The 16,903-nt window shown below is 52.6% G+C and carries 15 protein-coding genes; 8 read left to right on the forward strand and 7 right to left on the reverse strand.

The genetic code is table 11. The features are described from left to right. Positions 1-27: 27 nt before the first annotated feature. Positions 28-774 carry an SDR family NAD(P)-dependent oxidoreductase gene (locus JYB63_RS00510; RefSeq protein ID WP_205655786.1) on the forward strand — a complete coding sequence of 249 codons (747 nt, stop codon included), beginning with the start codon at positions 28-30 and terminating at the stop codon, positions 772-774. Between the two features lie 9 nt (positions 775-783). On the opposite strand, the gene JYB63_RS00515 is transcribed toward JYB63_RS00510, so the two are convergent. Together JYB63_RS00515 and pabB are read right to left on the reverse strand one after the other, a co-directional pair. After that, positions 784-1,359, reverse strand: coding sequence for an acyl-CoA thioesterase (locus JYB63_RS00515; protein ID WP_205655787.1), 576 nt, complete (start codon positions 1,357-1,359; stop codon positions 784-786). 179 nt (positions 1,360-1,538) lie between these two features. Further along, positions 1,539-2,930 carry an aminodeoxychorismate synthase component I gene (gene pabB / locus JYB63_RS00520; RefSeq protein ID WP_336510831.1) on the reverse strand — a complete coding sequence of 464 codons (1,392 nt, stop codon included), beginning with the start codon at positions 2,928-2,930 and terminating at the stop codon, positions 1,539-1,541. Between the two features lie 252 nt (positions 2,931-3,182). On the opposite strand from pabB, the gene JYB63_RS00525 reads away from it, so the two are divergent. The 6 genes from JYB63_RS00525 (at position 3,183) to prpF (ending at position 11,177) form a co-directional block, all read left to right on the forward strand. Further along, positions 3,183-4,043: an alpha/beta fold hydrolase gene (locus JYB63_RS00525; protein ID WP_205655789.1), complete on the forward strand. Its 861-nt coding sequence runs from the start codon at positions 3,183-3,185 to the stop codon at positions 4,041-4,043. A gap of 331 nt (positions 4,044-4,374) precedes the next feature. Next, a complete protein-coding gene (locus tag JYB63_RS00530; protein WP_205655790.1) occupies positions 4,375-5,085 on the forward strand; it encodes a GntR family transcriptional regulator in 711 nt (236 codons plus the stop codon). A gap of 36 nt (positions 5,086-5,121) precedes the next feature. Continuing rightward, a complete protein-coding gene (gene prpB, locus JYB63_RS00535) occupies positions 5,122-6,015 on the forward strand; it encodes a methylisocitrate lyase (protein WP_205655791.1) in 894 nt (297 codons plus the stop codon). Positions 6,016-6,068: 53 nt separating this feature from the next. Beyond that, positions 6,069-7,199, forward strand: coding sequence for a bifunctional 2-methylcitrate synthase/citrate synthase (prpC, locus tag JYB63_RS00540; protein WP_205655792.1), 1,131 nt, complete (start codon positions 6,069-6,071; stop codon positions 7,197-7,199). 141 nt (positions 7,200-7,340) lie between these two features. After that, positions 7,341-9,929, forward strand: a complete 2,589-nt coding sequence (acnD, locus tag JYB63_RS00545) for a Fe/S-dependent 2-methylisocitrate dehydratase AcnD (RefSeq protein WP_205655793.1) — start codon at positions 7,341-7,343, stop codon at positions 9,927-9,929. A 69-nt stretch (positions 9,930-9,998) separates the two neighbouring features. After that, positions 9,999-11,177 (forward strand): 2-methylaconitate cis-trans isomerase PrpF, encoded by a 1,179-nt coding sequence (prpF, locus tag JYB63_RS00550; RefSeq protein ID WP_205655794.1) that lies wholly within the window; start codon positions 9,999-10,001, stop codon positions 11,175-11,177. 75 nt (positions 11,178-11,252) lie between these two features. On the opposite strand, the gene metA is transcribed toward prpF, so the two are convergent. The 3 genes from metA to JYB63_RS00565 form a co-directional block, all read right to left on the reverse strand. Then, positions 11,253-12,335 carry a homoserine O-succinyltransferase MetA gene (metA, locus tag JYB63_RS00555; RefSeq protein ID WP_205655795.1) on the reverse strand — a complete coding sequence of 361 codons (1,083 nt, stop codon included), beginning with the start codon at positions 12,333-12,335 and terminating at the stop codon, positions 11,253-11,255. A 9-nt stretch (positions 12,336-12,344) separates the two neighbouring features. Then, a complete protein-coding gene (locus tag JYB63_RS00560) occupies positions 12,345-13,181 on the reverse strand; it encodes a hypothetical protein (RefSeq protein WP_205655796.1) in 837 nt (278 codons plus the stop codon). 195 nt (positions 13,182-13,376) lie between these two features. Further along, positions 13,377-13,841 carry a hypothetical protein gene (locus JYB63_RS00565; RefSeq protein ID WP_205655797.1) on the reverse strand — a complete coding sequence of 155 codons (465 nt, stop codon included), beginning with the start codon at positions 13,839-13,841 and terminating at the stop codon, positions 13,377-13,379. 201 nt (positions 13,842-14,042) lie between these two features. Between JYB63_RS00565 and JYB63_RS00570 the strand changes: the two genes are divergently transcribed. Next, positions 14,043-14,852 carry a sterol desaturase family protein gene (locus tag JYB63_RS00570; RefSeq protein WP_205655798.1) on the forward strand — a complete coding sequence of 270 codons (810 nt, stop codon included), beginning with the start codon at positions 14,043-14,045 and terminating at the stop codon, positions 14,850-14,852. Here JYB63_RS00570 and phaC read toward each other — a convergent pair. Then, complete coding sequence (gene phaC / locus JYB63_RS00575) at positions 14,846-15,913, reverse strand: class III poly(R)-hydroxyalkanoic acid synthase subunit PhaC (protein ID WP_205655799.1); 1,068 nt, start codon at positions 15,911-15,913, stop codon at positions 14,846-14,848. The genes JYB63_RS00570 and phaC overlap by 7 nt on opposite strands. Next, a complete protein-coding gene (locus tag JYB63_RS00580; protein ID WP_205655800.1) occupies positions 15,903-16,856 on the reverse strand; it encodes a poly(R)-hydroxyalkanoic acid synthase subunit PhaE in 954 nt (317 codons plus the stop codon). The genes phaC and JYB63_RS00580 overlap by 11 nt, the downstream gene beginning before the upstream one ends. Between the last annotated feature and the right edge of the window lie 47 nt (positions 16,857-16,903).

The following is a 16,903-nucleotide window of genomic DNA, read 5'->3' on the forward strand; positions in this document are numbered from 1 at the left end:
CCTGAGGCATTCGTACGGAGAATATTGATGGAGTTATTTGATCTGACCGGTAAAGTGGCGCTGGTGACCGGTGCTACCTCGGGGATTGGCCAGCAGCAGGTTATAGCGCTGCGCAGTGCCGGTGCCTCGGTTGTTGCGCTGGGGCGCCGCCGGGAGCGGCTAGATCAGTTAGCGGCAGGCGACTCTCAGGTGGTGCCAGTGGTGGCAGATCTGGCGGACACTGACCAGTTGGATGAAGTTGTCACGCAATGCCTGCAGGTATTTGGCCGCATTGATATTCTCTGTAACACCGCCGGGGTAAACCTTCGTCAGCATGCGGATGATGTTTCCCCTGAAGATTGGGATCTGACTCAGGATCTTAATCTGAAGATTCCTTTCTTTCTGGCGCAGAAGCTGGTGCCACAAATGGCAGAGCGGGGCTGGGGAAAGATAATCAACGTGGCTTCTTTGCAGTCCCGTCGTGCATTTGCCAATGGCATTGCTTATGGTGCCTCAAAGGGTGGTGTGGAGCAGCTTACCCGGGCCATGGCGGAAGCCTGGTCGTCACGGGGTATAAGCTGTAATGCAATTGCGCCGGGATTCTTTCCGACTGAGCTCACGCAGGCAGTATTTGACAATGATTCGCTGAGTGAGCAGCTGGCGCAGCAAACGGCTATTGGCCGCAATGGCCAGCTTGAAGACCTTAATGGTGTGTGTATTTTTCTGGCCAGTCACGGGTCGGATTACATCACCGGCCAGACAATCTTTATCGATGGCGGTTTTACTGCCAAGTAAAGCCGCGTCTTACATCGAATCATTTTCCAGCATATCTTTTAACCGGGCATCGATTTCTTCACTGGAAAGGTCATCGACGTGCTCGGTCCATTTATCATGAATTTCTGCCAGACGCTGATCATGTTCGTTGCGCAGTTGCTTACGCAGTGCGGCAGCAATGTAACGGGCTTTGCGTTGCGGCGTGTTCAGTTCCAGGCGGGGAACGGTGGTTGATTTGCCGTCATCGTCCACGGCAACCATGGTGAAGTAGCAACTGTTTGTATGCCGTTCTTCGCCGCTGTGAATATCTTCAGCAATTACCTTTACCCCGACTTCCATAGTAGAACGGCCGACATGATTAATTGAGGAGTAGAAGGTGACCAGTTCACCTACTCTCACCGGCTGTTTGAAGTGTACCTGATCAACAGACAGGGTGACGACGTAGTGTTTGCTGAAGTGGCTGGCACAGGCATAGGCTACCTGATCAAGAATTTTAAGCAGGGCGCCGCCGTGGACGTTGCCGGAAAAGTTGGCCATGTCCGGGGTCATCAGCATGGTCATGGAGATCGAATCTTTGCTCTTACTACCGGTGAAATTGCTGCTCATAGCCTACCTCTTGGGTCAGTTTCGAGATCGATGAGCACCAGTATAGGCAGTGATTCTGAAGAAAGTATATCCGGATCAGAGGCTTGCGAGGGGTATAGCAATCAAAACGGGTAGTAAGCCTCAGCCTGGCAGTGCAGGCTGAGTTTCAGGGCGTTATGTGAATAGCGAAGAGGCAGTGCTCAGTTCAGGCCGTCTTCCAGTGCCTGTAACAGGTTGTTTACCTTGTTATAGGTTTCCTGATATTCATCGGCAGTTTCTGAATCGGCAACGATGCCACCGCCAGCCCAGCAGTGAATCTGGTTGTCATGGCAGAGCAGTGTGCGAATGGTAATGCTGCTGTCAAACCGGCCGGAGAAGCTCAGGTAGCCGATAGAGCCGCAGTAAATGGAACGGCGGTTATGCTCCAGTTCTTCAATGATTTCCATCGCGCGGATTTTAGGTGCGCCGGTGATGGAGCCTCCCGGGAAGCTGTGTTCCAGCAGGTCCAGAGGCGTTTTGTCTGTATCCAGCATGCCGGTCACCGTGCTCACCAGGTGGTGTACATTGGCGTAGGATTCAATATCAAACAGCTTCGGGACTCGTACAGTGCCATGCTGGCACACCTTGCTGATATCGTTACGCAGCAGATCAACGATCATCAGGTTTTCGGCGCGGTCTTTTTCGCTGTCGAACAGTTCCTGCGCCAGATTCTGATCTTCTTCAGGGGTTTTGCCCCGTGGTCGGGTGCCTTTAATTGGCTTGGTGGTGACCTTGCCGTTGTCTACTTCCAGAAACTGTTCCGGTGACAGGGACAGAATGCTGCCCTGCGGGGTTTCAATATAAGCCGAGTAAGGAGTCGGAGCCTTGGCACGCAGTTTCAGGTATGCCTGCCAGGTGTCACCTTCGTAACCGGCTTTAAAGCGTTGGGCAAAGTTCACCTGATAGCAGTCGCCAGCCTGAATATAGTCACTGACTTTGTCCAGTGCGTCGTAATAGTCCTGTTCCGTCAGGTTGCTGCTGAAACGGTTGGTCAGAGTAAATTCACCTGCAGCGGCCGGTGCTTCAAGTGCTGCTTCGATCTGTGTTTTGATGGCTTCGGCAGAAGGCTGGTCAATCAGCGGTGTGGTAACCAGCTGGGTGCGTTTTTTCTGATGGTCGACGATGACCGCCCAGGGATAAATGGCAGCCTGCATATCCGGCAGTTCCTGATCCTGCGGGTTTAGCTCCGGCAGGTCTTCGAGGCTGCGTCCCAGATCGTAGGAGAAATAGCCGATCATGCCGCCACAAAACGGCAGCTGGCCGATTGTTTCGTCGGCAGGCGGCTGACAATGTTCAGCGTAGGCCTGATACATGGCTTGCAAGTGGCTGAACGGATTGCCGCTGAGAGATTCTGTATTGTCGGCTTTGGTCAGTGTCGTGATGCCATGCTGGTAGCTCAGCTGAGCGACCGGTGAGGCTGCAATGATATCGTAACGGCCAAAACCTGAGCGGGGCTTACCGCTATCAAGAAAAACCGGCGCATTGTGCTCACGGATTGCTGCAAAGTAAGGGCAGGCATCATCTAGATAGGGAAGAGGGAACAGTCTGTACACCGGGTAAGCCTTTTGTTGTAGCTGCAAGATATAGTTACTGCTTAACGGACAGACTAGCCCTTGTGGGGCGCTGTGTCCGGTTAAAGAGGGCGATTGTAACCATCTGGCCCTATGAATGCGAGTATATTGGCGGGAATAAGGCACAATATTACGCATCCAGAGCAGTTTGCAGGCTTTAGCAGAACCGGACCTGTTTCGTGTACACTTATCAGGCTGATTTTGCGTGATTTTTCTGAGTGTTAATGAGTCATTATGAAGTTTCCCTATACCCTGCATACCGATATTTTCCCACAGCCTGATCAACAGATTTTTTACCGGCTTTACCGTCACCGGGATAATCTGACAGGCCGGCGGCTGGTATTGCTGCACGGTGCCGGTGTGGCGGGTGAAGATACCTGGCAGGCGCTGCTGGCTCAGCTGGATATGTGGTCAGAGGTACTGGTACCTGATTTGCGGGGAATGGGGCAGACGGTTTCCCCGGATGGCATTGAGTATCCCTATACTGCTCAGGAGGTTGTGACAGATGTGGCTCAGTTGCTTAATCATCTGGGCTGGCAGTGTTTTGACCTGGCTGGGTATTCTATGGGTGGACTGATTTCGATGCTATATAAGCAGCAGTACAGCCAGCATGTTGAAAAGCAGTTTTTGCTGGAGTCTGCAGCGGTTGACCGTGGCGACTGGCAGGCCAGTCTTGAGTTGCGGGCGCAGTATATGCAGGCGGCTGAGCATCTGGGTACTGACGCTGAGAAAGGTGTGCGGCAGTTTCTGGATACAATCTCACCTAACCGCAAAGTGTCACCGCTGGTGGAGAAGGTCACAATTGAACGTCTTGCCAGCCGTCCCCTGGGATTTGCCCATGCACTTAAATGTGTCACCGATGCATTGCATGACGTGGACCGGGAAGCGCTGCTGGCGGCTCAGGGAGATGTCAGCAGTTTTATCGGTGGCAACAGTGTGGCAGCGATGCATGAATACCAGCGTGCATTAGCGGAACGCCTGCCTAACTGGCATTATTTTATGGTGGCCGGGACGGATCATTCCCTGCCATTCCAGAAACCGCGGCAGATTGCTCAGGTGATGCAGGTTGAGCTGGAGCGCTATCTGGCTGGCTGAAATCTTTTCATAAAGTGTCGACAGTTTTGGTTTTTGTTAAGATTGTCGACAATTTTGTTTTTCTATCCTTTCGTCTTTACTTATCTTTTAACGGTTTTTCCCTTTATTGCTGCAGGCCTTTATTTGTAAGGGATTGTGGCTTTTTGATGTATTGCTTTTAACCTGTGTTGAAGGATTTGTTCCGGTTAATTACAGGGTGAAAATCTCCTAGGGATTACCCTTATACTTTTGTATCATGTTGACAAATCGCCCTTAAAACCGTCTTGACGGGCTATAATATGGACTGTATCGTTAGTTCACAATTTAGATTGTCGACAATCTGGAAAATAATATGACTGAAGTCTCTGAAGTTGAAGTAACAGAGCAACCAATCAGCAACAGCGAATTGCGCACGCTGGCTGATAAGGTTTGCGAGCAGTTAGTAACTGCCATTGTTAAGGGTGATATTCCGCCGGGCCATAAAATCAGCGAGCCGGAACTGGCACGTACTTATGGCATCAGTCGGGGGCCGTTGCGGGAGGCGATTCGCCGCCTGGAGGGTTTACGGCTGGTGGTGCGTGTACCTCATGTGGGTGCGCGGGTAGTGTCCCTTAATACGGATGAGTTACTGGAAATTTATCACGTACGTGAAGCCCTTGAAGGCATGGCAAGCCGCCTGGCGGCGGTGAAAATGTCGCAGGCAGAAATCGACAGCGTACGGGAGTTATTGCATGAGCATGAAGCCAGTATCGAGAAGATCGACGGCCATGCGTATTTTCAGAAAGAAGGGGATCTGGATTTCCATTTCCGGATCGTGCAGGGCAGTCACAATGACAAGCTGATGGAACTGTTAGGCGGTGAGCTTTATCACCTGGTGCGTATGTACCGCTATCAGTTCAGTGTGTCCAAGTCCCGTCCGCAACGTGCCCTGAAAGAACATCACAGGATTCTGGATGCCATCGAAGAGGGTGATGGTGAACTGGCCGAAATCCTGATGCGTCGCCATATCAGTACTGCGCGGCGCAATATAGAAGTTAAGTTGACCGATCAGCAAAAAGACTGACCGGTCTGAATCGAGTACCTACATAGGGAGTCACTTATGTCGCAGCAACTGACCGCCGGCGGACGTTTCCGTCAGGCTCTGGCCGAGACCAAACCACTACAGATTCTGGGCACCGTGAATGCCTACCATGCAATGATGGCGGAGCGGGTTGGTCATAAAGCTATTTACCTTTCCGGTGGCGGTGTTGCGAATGCGTCTTATGGATTACCTGATCTGGGTATGACTTCGCTGAACGATGTGCTGGAAGATGTTCGCCGTATTACCGATGCGGTTGAAACCCCGTTGCTGGTGGATATTGATACTGGCTGGGGCGGTGCATTCAACATCGCGAAGACCGTGCGCAATATGACCAAGGCTGGTGCCGCTGCGGTTCATATTGAAGATCAGGTGGCTCAGAAACGCTGCGGCCACCGGCCAAATAAAGAAATCGTCAGCCTGGAAGAAATGGTTGACCGGGTGAAAGCGGCGGTTGATGCCAAAACTGACGATGACTTTTTCATCATCGCTCGTACCGATGCATTTCAGCAGGACGGTCTGAATGCCGCGGTAGAGCGGGCGCAGGCCTGTCTGGAAGCCGGCGCTGACGGTATTTTCGCTGAAGCGGTTCATACCCTGAGTGATTACCGGGCGTTTGCGGAAGGCATTAATGGTGCTCATCTGCTGGCGAATATTACCGAGTTTGGTGCAACGCCGCTGTTTAATAAGCAGGAGCTGGCTGAGAACGGTGCCACCATGGTGCTGTATCCGTTATCGGCGTTCCGTGCAGCCAATAAAGCCGCGCTGAATGTCTATGAAGCGATCCTGCGGGATGGCGATCAGAAAGCGGTTGTCGACAGCATGCAGACCCGGATGGAGCTTTATGATTTCCTGAATTACCACGACTTTGAGCAGAAGCTTGATGCGTTGTTTCAGGAAGGCAAAAACAAATAAAAATCAGTGTGTTTTGGCCGGTGTGATTCCGGCCCGGTGTGAGGAGACATATCATGGCTGAAGCGAAGAAGTTGGGCGGTGCCGGTCTGCGGGGGCAGTCTGCCGGTGAAACGGCACTGTGTACAGTAGGTCAGTCCGGTGCAGGGCTTACCTACCGTGGTTATGACATTAAAGAACTGGCGGATAAAGCGCAGTTTGAAGAAGTGGCTTATCTGTTGCTGTACGGTAAGTTGCCAAATATGGGCGAGCTGGAAATGTACAAGGCTCGCCTTAAAGAGATGCGCAGCCTGCCTCAGGCGCTGCTGACGGTACTGGAAAATATTCCGGCGGATGCCCATCCGATGGATGTGATGCGTACCGGCTGTTCAATGCTGGGTAACCTGGAAACCGAGCATGACTTTGCGGAACAGCATCACCATATCGACCGTATGCTGGCTACATTCCCGGGGATTATCAACTACTGGTACAACTACAGCCACCATGGCAAGCGGATCAATGTAGAAACTGATGCAGATTCCATTGCTGAACAGTTCCTGTGGACCCTGCATGATGAAAAGCCGGAGCCACTGCACGTTCAGGTTATGCATGCTTCCCTGATTCTTTACGCAGAACATGAGTTCAATGCTTCAACGTTTACAGCAAGAGTATGTGCGTCCACCCTGTCAGACATTCACAGTTGTGTGACTGCGGCGATTGGTTCGCTGCGTGGGCCGCTGCACGGCGGTGCCAACGAAGCTGCGATGGCGATGATCGAAAACTGGCGCAGTGCTGATGAAGCGGAAGCAGAAGTCATGGGCATGCTGGCCCGTAAAGACAAGATCATGGGCTTTGGTCACGCGATCTACCGTGAATCTGATCCCCGTAATGCGATCATCAAGGAATGGTCGAAGAAACTGTCAGAACAGGTCGGCGATGAATATCTGTATGCGGTTTCTGAGCGGGTTGAGGCGGTTATGTGGCGCGAGAAGAAACTGTTCTGTAATGCGGATTTCTTCCATGCGTCTGCCTATAACTTCATGGGCATTCCGACCAAGCTGTTTACGCCAATTTTCGTTTGTTCCCGTGTTGCTGGCTGGACGGCACACGTGATGGAGCAAAGAGCGAATAACCGGATTATCCGCCCGTCGGCGGACTATACCGGTCCTGATTCCGCTGACTGGGTAGCGATCGAAGATCGTCCATAACCCGGACTGAGCTGAGTCACCGTTACTCTGGCCGTATATGCCGGGGTAACGGACCACTTCTAATAACAAAGGGGAGCCGGCACCGAGTTTCTCGTGTGCAAGGCTTCGCTCGTGTAAAAAATACTGACGGGTCCTGATGCTATGAATACTGCAAACCGTAAACCCCTTCCGGGGACGCAGCTGGATTACTTTGATACGCGTGCTGCGATCGAAGCCATTCAGCCAGGCGCTTATGCCAGCCTTCCTTATACCTCCCGTGTGTTAGCGGAACAGCTGGTACGCCGCTGTGATCCGGCGGTGCTGACCGACTCTCTGAAACAGATTATTGAGCGTAAGCGGGATCTGGATTTTCCATGGTATCCGGCCCGGGTTGTATGTCATGACATTCTGGGTCAGACCGCGCTGGTGGATCTGGCGGGCCTGCGGGATGCGATTGCAGATCAGGGCGGTGACCCGGCGAAGGTTAACCCGGTGGTACCTACCCAGTTAATCGTCGATCACTCGCTGGCGGTTGAACACGGTGGTTTTGATCCTGAAGCGTTTGAGAAAAACCGCGCCATTGAAGACCGTCGTAATGAAGACCGTTTCCATTTTATTGAGTGGACTAAAACTGCATTTGAAAATGTAGATGTGATTCCGGCCGGTAACGGCATCATGCACCAGATTAACCTGGAGAAAATGTCACCAGTGATTCAGGCCCGTGATGGCATTGCCTTCCCGGATACCTGTGTCGGGACCGACAGCCATACCCCACACGTCGATGCACTGGGTGTCATCGCCATCGGTGTAGGTGGTCTGGAAGCAGAAAACGTGATGCTTGGCCGTGCGTCTATGATGCGTCTGCCGGATATTATCGGTGTAGAGCTGACCGGTAAACGTCAGCCGGGCATTACTGCCACCGATATCGTACTGGCACTGACTGAGTTCCTGCGTAAAGAGCGGGTAGTCTCGGCTTACCTTGAGTTCTTTGGTGAAGGTGCCCGGGATCTGACCATCGGTGACCGTGCGACCATTGCCAATATGACGCCTGAGTTCGGTGCCTCTGCCGGTATGTTCTATATCGATGAGCAGACCATTGATTATCTGAAACTGACCGGCCGCGAACCGGAGCAGGTAGCGCTGGTTGAGAATTACGCGAAAACCACCGGCCTGTGGGCGGATGATCTGGTTGCTGCTGAATACGAACGGGTACTGACCTTTGATCTCTCTTCGGTATGCCGCAACATGGCCGGTCCGTCTAACCCACACCGCCGTCTGCCTACGTCCGAACTTGCTGAACGGGGCGTTGCTGGCAGCTGGGAAGAAAAGCCTGGTGAAATGCCGGACGGTGCAGTCATCATCGCAGCGATTACCAGCTGTACCAATACCAGTAACCCGCGCAACGTAGTGGCTGCCGGTTTGGTGGCCCGCAAGGCCAATGAATTAGGTCTGCTGCGTAAGCCCTGGGTGAAATCTTCTTTTGCGCCGGGCTCTAAAGTTGCCCGTCTGTATCTTGAAGAAGCTGGTCTGTTATCTGAGCTGGAAGCCCTTGGTTTCGGCATTGTCGCCTATGCCTGCACCACCTGTAACGGCATGAGCGGTGCGCTTGATCCGGCAATTCAGCAGGAAGTGATTGACCGCGACCTGTATGCCACAGCGGTGCTGTCCGGTAACCGTAACTTTGATGGCCGGATTCACCCGTATGCCAAACAGGCATTCCTGGCATCCCCACCACTGGTGGTGGCTTACGCCATCGCCGGTACAGTACGCTTTGATATCGAAAAAGATGTACTGGGGACAGATAAGAACGGTAACCCGGTTACCCTGAAAGATATCTGGCCAAGTGACGAAGAGATTGATGCGATTGTCGCTTCCAGTGTGAAGCCGGAGCAGTTCAAGCAGGTATACATTCCAATGTTTGATCTGGGTAAGGCGGAGCAGGCAGAAAGCCCGTTGTATGACTGGCGTCCGCAGAGCACATACATCCGCCGTCCGCCGTACTGGGAAGGTGCCCTGGCCGGGGCCCGTGGCCTTAAGGGTATGCGTCCGCTGGCGGTACTGGGGGATAACATTACGACGGACCATCTGTCGCCTTCCAACGCGATTCTGGCCAGCAGCGCGGCCGGTGAGTATCTGGCGCACATGGGGCTGCCGGAAGAAGACTTTAACTCCTACGCAACCCACCGTGGTGATCACCTGACGGCGCAGCGGGCAACATTTGCTAACCCTAAGCTGCTCAATGAGATGTGCCGGGATGATGCCGGTGAGATTATTCAGGGTTCTTTGGCACGGGTTGAGCCGGAAGGGCAGCAGACCCGTATGTGGGAAGCCATCGAAACCTACATGGAGCGCAGCCAGCCGCTGATCATTGTGGCCGGCGCGGATTATGGTCAGGGGTCATCCCGTGACTGGGCGGCGAAGGGTGTTCGTCTGGCCGGTGTTGAAGCCATTGTTGCGGAAGGTTTCGAGCGTATTCACCGTACTAACCTGGTGGGTATGGGGGTTCTGCCGCTGGAGTTTAAGGCTGGTGAAACCCGCGAGACCTATGGCATTGACGGTACCGAGACATTTGATGTGCTGGGTGAGCGTAAGCCGCGTGCCGAGCTGACTCTGCTGATTCACCGTGCCAATGGTGAGACCGTTGAAGTGCCAGTCACCTGCCGTCTGGATACCGCAGAAGAGGTATCGGTCTATGAAGCTGGCGGTGTGCTGCAGCGCTTTGCCAAGGACTTCCTTGAAGGTAACGCGTAACGCGTAACAGCTAATGTAAACGGCCCGCTGCGGTTTAACCGTGGCGGGCATTCAATCAGGAATTGAATTATGGCGCATGTTCCTCAGATCAGAATACCGGCAACCTATATCCGTGGTGGTACCAGTAAAGGGGTGTTTTTCAGCCTTGAAGAATTGCCGGAAGTGGCTCAGGTACCGGGGCCTGCACGGGATGCGTTGCTCCAGCGGGTGATCGGCAGCCCGGATCCTTACGGAAAGCAAACCGACGGTATGGGCGGTGCAACCTCCAGTACCAGTAAAACGGTCATCCTGGCGAAGAGCAACCAGCCGAATCATGATGTGGATTACCTGTTTGGTCAGGTGGCCATTGATAAGCCTTTCGTGGACTGGAGCGGTAACTGCGGCAACCTGTCGGCGGCGGTAGGGGCGTTTGCCATCAGCAAAGGGCTGGTGGATGCTTCGCGGGTGCCGGAGAATGGTGTTGCTGTCGTCAGAATCTGGCAGGCGAATATTCAGAAAACCATTATTGCCCATGTACCTATGACCGCCGGTGAGGTACAGGAAACCGGTGATTTTGAGCTCGATGGTGTGACCTTTCCTGCGGCAGAAGTACAGGTGGAATTTATGTCCCCGGCGGACGGTGAAGGGGCAATGTTCCCTACCGGAAATCTGGTGGACGAACTGGTTGTGCCGGGTGTCGGTAACTTGTCCGCCACCATGATCAATGCAGGTATTCCTACTATTTTCGTCAATGCAGAAGAGATTGGTTATACCGGCTCGGAACTTCAGGATGACATCAATAACGATGAAGCTGCACTGGCGAAGTTTGAGGCCATTCGTGCTCACGGCGCAGTACGCATGGGGCTGATCAGTGATATCAGTGAGGCGGCGGGCCGTCAGCATACCCCTAAGGTGGCTTTTGTGGCCCCCCCGTCTGATTACGTTTCTTCCAGCGGTAAATCGATTACTGCAGGGGAGATTGACCTCCAGGTGCGGGCGCTGTCGATGGGTAAGTTACACCATGCCATGATGGGCACGGCTGCGGTGGCAATCGGCACGGCCGCGGCGATTCCCGGTACACTGGTGAATCTTGCTGCCGGCGGCGGTGAGCGCAGTGCGGTCCGCTTTGGACATCCTTCCGGAACCTTGCGGGTTGGTGCAGAAGCTGCCTGTGAAAACGGCGAGTGGACTGCGACCAAGGCGGTAATGAGCCGCAGTGCACGGCTGCTAATGGAAGGCTGGGTAAGGGTTCCCGGTGACTGTTTCTGATATGAACTGTTTAGTTACCTGATAATAAAAAAGGACTCATGTGAGTCCTTTTTTTGTGTCTTTTGCTGATGTCTTTTACTTGCCGGAATAGAGCCCCAACGGATCGTTCGGGTCCAGTTGGTCTTCGAACTGCTTGGTGCGGTCGACGTTGGTGGTCTGGTAAACCTGACCCAGCCAGCGGTTGGTAAAGGCGTTAGCCGTATCTTGCCAGCTGTTGTGTACCAGTGGTGTGACATGCTTTTCCGGGAATTCCGGCAGTTCAGTACCATTGGTCATCGCGTTGGTCAGGCGCAGCTGGTACTCCTCCAGAATCGCCTGGGACTGCAGCGACAGGTAGTTCGACGGGAATGGCGGATAGTCGCCACGGTCACCGCTGACATAACGCATGACTTCACGTTTATATTCTTTCAGCAGGCTGATGGTGTCATATTCCGGGTGCCCCTGCAGGAAGATAATCCGGAAACCGTCTTCACTGACGGCCAGATGCGGGCCGGCTTCTTCCGATTCCACCAGTACCTTCAGACCGGCTTTACGCATCGCATCACTGGACACTTCATTGTGTCGCGAGTGACAGGCATCAAACCGGCTGTTCATGCCGTGTACCAGCGGGTGAGTAGGGTCGCTGACCGTATGGTTGAACAGGCCCCAACATTTTTCAGGCAGCGGCTGGCGGTCGATGTCGTACTTTATTTTCAGCAGTGCATGGGATGCCAGGCACGAACAAAAAATAGAAGTGACGTTGTCGTACGCCCAGTCGACTACTTCTTTCAGCGGTTCCCAGAAGTCTTCGTCCTGAATGTTTTTATTGGCTACGTTTGCACCGGTAATGACCAGCGCGTCCAGGCCTTCCAGTTTCAGCTGTTCAAAGTCGTCGTAGTAATCCGCCACGTATTGCTGGATTTCCGGACTGCGCTTTTCCACGTTGATCGTAAATGGGTGGAAAATAAACTGGGCGATCTGGTTACTGCTGGCGATAAGACGCAGGAACTGCCGCTCGGTTGCGGTGAAAGCCGCATCCGGCATCATGTTAAGGAAGCCGATATGCAGTTCACGAATATCCTGAGTGGTGGCGCGTTCATGGGTGAGAATCGCGAAACCTTCAGCTGCTAATTTTGAATAGCTGGGTAAGACCCGGCTTGAAGGGGTAATAATCGGCATAATAAATTCCTAGCGGCGGGCGCTGGCAGTAATAATATCAATAAAGTCTGCTTCAGATTTGCAGGTGGCCAGTTCGCTTGCCTGAACAGTATAACCATAGTTATCTGCAATGTGCTGGTAGCGCGGCAAACGGGAGTGGAACAGGTTCGGGAAAACCCAGCGGATAAAGTCGTCCGGTTCCATCATGGCCAGGTAGTCAAGATTCCGCTCTTCCTGATACTTCGCCAGCTGTTCCAGAATGAAGGCCTGACGGTAGTACAGGGGCTTCGGGCTTTTCTGCGCCCGCTCGATCAGCTTGATCTCATCTTCCGGAGAGGTCTTGATGTACAGAATCAGCGTGTTCTTCGCCAGTACTTCAAATACTCCCGGTTCATCAATTTCACACAGGCTGCCGGTGGAATCATTGATAAAGTGGTTGTGGCCTTCTGCATGGGCTTTTTCAATGAATTTCGGTACGTCGTAGGCGGATGCGATTTCTGCTTCCAGGTAGAGTTTCTGGCGACGTAAAAACTCTGGCAGAGCCAGGCCCTCTTTCTCCGGGTTACCCAGCTTGCCCAGAAATGCAGATACCGAACTCAGGTTATTGATGGTGACGTTGTTACTGATACTGATTGAGTCATTTTCAAGCAGTTCACGCAGAAACGGCACGGTCATGGCCTTGTCGCGCAGGTTGGCTTCTATATCGCTGTTCAGGTACTTGTGGCCAATCCGGTAGTCTGCTGAAAAGTGGTACCAGTTTTTCTCTTCCAGAATGTTGGATATGTAGGTTTTACCTACTCCGGACATCCCCATCAGGGTAACTGCTTTATTCGGGCTGGCGAGAAATTCGTCAATGTTCATACGCATAAAGATCGTGCTCGGTTGATAGGGTTGACGGTGAACCGGAAGTGACAGATAACGCAGTAAACAGTGGTGTTAAGTATCTGACGGACCGGCAAATACTATACCAAAGCGAGGATCTGAAAAAGGGGTGAATGCGACCTGCTGACCGGATTAAATAAGGGCAACAGGTGTATCTGTACGGTAACCGCTGGAGAGATGTCAGCTGGCCTGTAACTTAAGCGCCAGCTTATTAAAGGCAAGCTTTCCTTTCTGGATACTGTCCACTGCACGGCCATGGTAGCGTTCGTCGTTATCGTTCATGGCTTTTTTCAGATCCAGGCCAATCTTAAGAACGTTCTCGAACAGGGTGAAAAGTGGCAGCAGCCGTTTACGGGCCAGATACGGTTTGTTCTGGTGGAGTACAGCGGCGTAATGGTTTTTCAGATCAATGTAGGCCGGCGTCCAGGTCAGGTTACGGTAAGCGACATAACCGTCCGGGTCATTTTTTGATTTGTGTTCATCGTAAGCGTTTTCAATGTCATTGAGGCTGCGTTCGTAATCCTCTTTAAACACGCTGACAAATTCTTTGATATTCAGATCAGATAGCTGGGGGATCGGACGCACAACTTTTGCTTCCGGTTCTTCATTACTACAACCGTGTAACAGCAGAACCAGACATGTCATGAAGATGCCTGCGAGAAGGCGATACGGCTGAAGCATAATTGGTTTTCCTTGTACCCCGTGATATACCCATTTTTATCGAGTGGTAAAGAAATGAAAAGCAGCAGATTGCCCAAACTGAGTTTTGCCGGCAGTGAACGGTATGATCTGTTGATTCAGCGCAGGGTTGACCGGGGACTGCTTTATGTGTGAAACAGGTGTGGAATGATGGACTGGCTGAGTGCTGAGCCTCTGTTGCGTATCGCTTTCCCCGGATTGTTATTCATTCTGATGGGGTTCTGGGAGTGCTTTCACCCTGCCAGAAAGCTTACTTTTAGCCGACGCTACCGCTGGAGTCATAATCTACTCCTGGTTACCCTGAATACGCTGCTGGTCCGGTTGTTAATGCCGGTGCTTCCGGTGACTGCTGCGCTGTATGCTGCCCAGGAACAAAGCGGTGTGTTTCATGTGCTGGGTCTGTCTTACATTGTCAGTTTGATTGCCGGGTTGGTTTTGCTGGACCTGACCCTGTATTTACAGCACCGTATTTTTCACCGGGTGCCTGTGTTGTGGCGTTTGCACCGGATGCATCATGCGGATCAGGATGTGGATGTCAGCACCGGGTTACGCTTTCATCCGCTTGAAATTGTGCTGTCTGTATTGATTAAGGTGCTGGTGGTCTGGTTGCTGGGCGTGCCGGCCGAAGCTGTTATTGCTTTTGAGGTGCTGCTCAGCACCATGGCGGTTTTTAATCATGCCAATGTGACATTGCCCCAGCCGTTTGAACGATGGCTTCGCTGGTTGGTGGTGACGCCGGACATGCACCGGATACATCATTCTGCTGACCTGCGTGAAACCCATACAAATTTTGGCTTTAATCTGTCCTGCTGGGACCGCTGGCTGGGGAGTTATTGCAATGATGCCCATTCACCGTTGCGGATCGGTGTGAACGGACTGACAGAATCCGGGGAACAGCGCATTGACAGGCTGCTTACCCAGCCGTTCAGGAATGTATCGCAAAGCAGTGATCAGTGATCGCGGTCGGTCAGCCACTGGCTGATGGCCGGTGCCAGGGTTTTCCGTGACTTCTGTGAGACAAACACACCGATGTGGCCGGACTTTATTTCCAGTTCCCGGTAGTCGCTGCTGGCAGTCAGGTCTTTCAGTGCTTTTGATGCAGCCGGCGGGACCAGGTGATCATAGCTGCCGTATACATTGAGAATGGGTTGCTGAATTTGTTGCAGGTTTACCTGTCGGTCACCGACCCGGACTGAGTCCTGTATAAAGCCGTTACCTTTGAAAAACTGAGTCACAAACTCCCGAAACATTTCACCGGCCTGATCCGGGCTGTCATTAATCCATTTTTCCATTCTGAGAAAACCGGCGGCCTGTTCTTCAGTGGCGCACTGAGCGGGCATATTGAGGTATTTCTGCAGGCTGAGGCGCATGGGCATCAGGGCGGCGTAAGCGTCATTGAGCATCTGCCCGGGAATGTTGCCCAGAGTATCTACCATCAGATCTACGTCGGTTTGCTGAATCAGGTGGCTGAGCATGTTTCCCGGGGTGTGGAAGTCCACCGGGGTGACCATCGTGATAAGGTTTTTGATATTGTCCGGCTGCAGGGCGGTATAGCTCAGGCTCAGGCAACCACCCTGGCAGATGCCCAGCAGGTTTATCCGGGGCTGGCCGCTGTGCTGTTTAACCTGTTCAACGCAGTTATGCAGATAGCCGTTTATATAGTCATCCATATCCAGAAAACAGTCGGCCGCATCCGGGTAACCCCAGTCGATCAGATAAACCGGAATACCACTGGCAGTCAGCCGGGCAATGAAAGAGCGCTGTTCATCCAGATCCAGCATATAGGGCCGGTTGACCAGTGCATAGCAAATCAGAAGTGGTGTCTGGCAACTGTCTGCCACCTGCGAACGGTATTTATACAGGCGGAGTTTATCTTCCTTATATATACAGTCTTTTGGGGTAGGGCCTACTTCACAGTCTGTCAGTGATTGCAGGGTACGGTAGCTGTCCGCCAGTTGCTGGTTAAACTGGCTGATTTCAGCGGCTATCTGCCGGAGCGTAAAAGGTTTATCGCTCATGATCGCCTCCGGAAGTCTGCTCCCCTGAGGTGTTCTTCAGCTGTGATTCTAACTGGCTGAGCCGTTGCTCCAGTTTTGCGATTGTCTGTGCCTGAGTTTTCACCTGTTTACGTAACAGATGTTGTTGCTTAAGGCTTTGCCGGTAATCCTGCTGGCTGACAAATCCTGACTGTAATGGCAGCGCCTTGTCTGGCTGGCAAAGTGATTGCTGCAGATTAATCAGTTTTAACAGGTTGTTATTAAAAGCCGCGTGTGTGCTTTGGTATTCAGATGTGAAAACCTGTTGGGAGTATGCCTGTTCGTAACAGTCAGTCCATTGATCCAGTAGCTGCTTTAGGCTTTCCGGTGGCTGGCTCTGCAGTTGTTCGCGGAGGCTTTCGGTGGTGCTTTCCAGAATGGCCTGATGTTGCGTATTCAGACTGGTAAAGGCATCCCGGCAGGACTTGCAGTGTTCTTGGAATGTTTTCAGCTGGTCTTTGTGGGTCTGGCTGATCAGGTTGTCGGGCAGGCTGGCTGCCTGTTCGCTAAGCTGCCGGAAATAATCGTCCAGTGCCTGTTGCCATGCCTGCAGTGATTGCTGGCTTTGGGGTTTCAGCAGGCTGCTCAGTTGCCAGTTTTTTGCAAACAGGCTGCCGGCTTTATCTTCCAGTAATGTCTGTAAACCGTTAATCAGCGTCTGTAACGAAGCGTTGCTGTTGTCTGCGCTGGCCTGACGGGTTGCGAAGTTTCTGTAGAGGTCTGCAAATTCGGCAGCCAGTTGCTGATTCTGGCTGAGCAGTTGTGTGAGGTTGTCGTTTTGCGCTTCAGCTCTGAAAGGATTAGCCTGCATAAACGTCTGCCAGTCTGAAACCGGAGGAGCAGGCTGGCCTGCCTGCAATGCTTCCCAGAACGCCTGTTGCTGTTCCAGCCAGAGGTCGGTGGGCGTTTGGCCTGGTTTGGTCATTACAGGGCTTCCTTTTAAGCACGGATGATTGTTTAGCTTAACGAATT

The sequence above is a fragment of the Aliamphritea spongicola genome, from assembly GCF_017051665.1.
Classification (GTDB): Bacteria; Pseudomonadota; Gammaproteobacteria; order Pseudomonadales; family Balneatricaceae; genus Amphritea; species Amphritea spongicola.

Bases quoted from the DNA above. Each gene is read 5' to 3' on its own strand.
- JYB63_RS00530 (WP_205655790.1), top strand. From the start codon at position 4,375: ATGACTGAAGTCTCTGAAGTTGAAGTAACAGAGCAACCAATCAGCAAC.
- prpB (WP_205655791.1), top strand. From the start codon at position 5,122: ATGTCGCAGCAACTGACCGCCGGCGGACGTTTCCGTCAGGCTCTGGCC.
- JYB63_RS00510 (WP_205655786.1), top strand. From the start codon at position 28: ATGGAGTTATTTGATCTGACCGGTAAAGTGGCGCTGGTGACCGGTGCT.
- JYB63_RS00580 (WP_205655800.1), bottom strand. From the start codon at position 16,856: ATGACCAAACCAGGCCAAACGCCCACCGACCTCTGGCTGGAACAGCAA.
- phaC (WP_205655799.1), bottom strand. From the start codon at position 15,913: ATGAGCGATAAACCTTTTACGCTCCGGCAGATAGCCGCTGAAATCAGC.
- JYB63_RS00560 (WP_205655796.1), bottom strand. From the start codon at position 13,181: ATGCGTATGAACATTGACGAATTTCTCGCCAGCCCGAATAAAGCAGTT.
- metA (WP_205655795.1), bottom strand. From the start codon at position 12,335: ATGCCGATTATTACCCCTTCAAGCCGGGTCTTACCCAGCTATTCAAAA.
- JYB63_RS00570 (WP_205655798.1), top strand. From the start codon at position 14,043: ATGATGGACTGGCTGAGTGCTGAGCCTCTGTTGCGTATCGCTTTCCCC.
- acnD (WP_205655793.1), top strand. From the start codon at position 7,341: ATGAATACTGCAAACCGTAAACCCCTTCCGGGGACGCAGCTGGATTAC.
- prpC (WP_205655792.1), top strand. From the start codon at position 6,069: ATGGCTGAAGCGAAGAAGTTGGGCGGTGCCGGTCTGCGGGGGCAGTCT.
- JYB63_RS00525 (WP_205655789.1), top strand. From the start codon at position 3,183: ATGAAGTTTCCCTATACCCTGCATACCGATATTTTCCCACAGCCTGAT.
- prpF (WP_205655794.1), top strand. From the start codon at position 9,999: ATGGCGCATGTTCCTCAGATCAGAATACCGGCAACCTATATCCGTGGT.
- JYB63_RS00565 (WP_205655797.1), bottom strand. From the start codon at position 13,841: ATGACATGTCTGGTTCTGCTGTTACACGGTTGTAGTAATGAAGAACCG.
- JYB63_RS00515 (WP_205655787.1), bottom strand. From the start codon at position 1,359: ATGAGCAGCAATTTCACCGGTAGTAAGAGCAAAGATTCGATCTCCATG.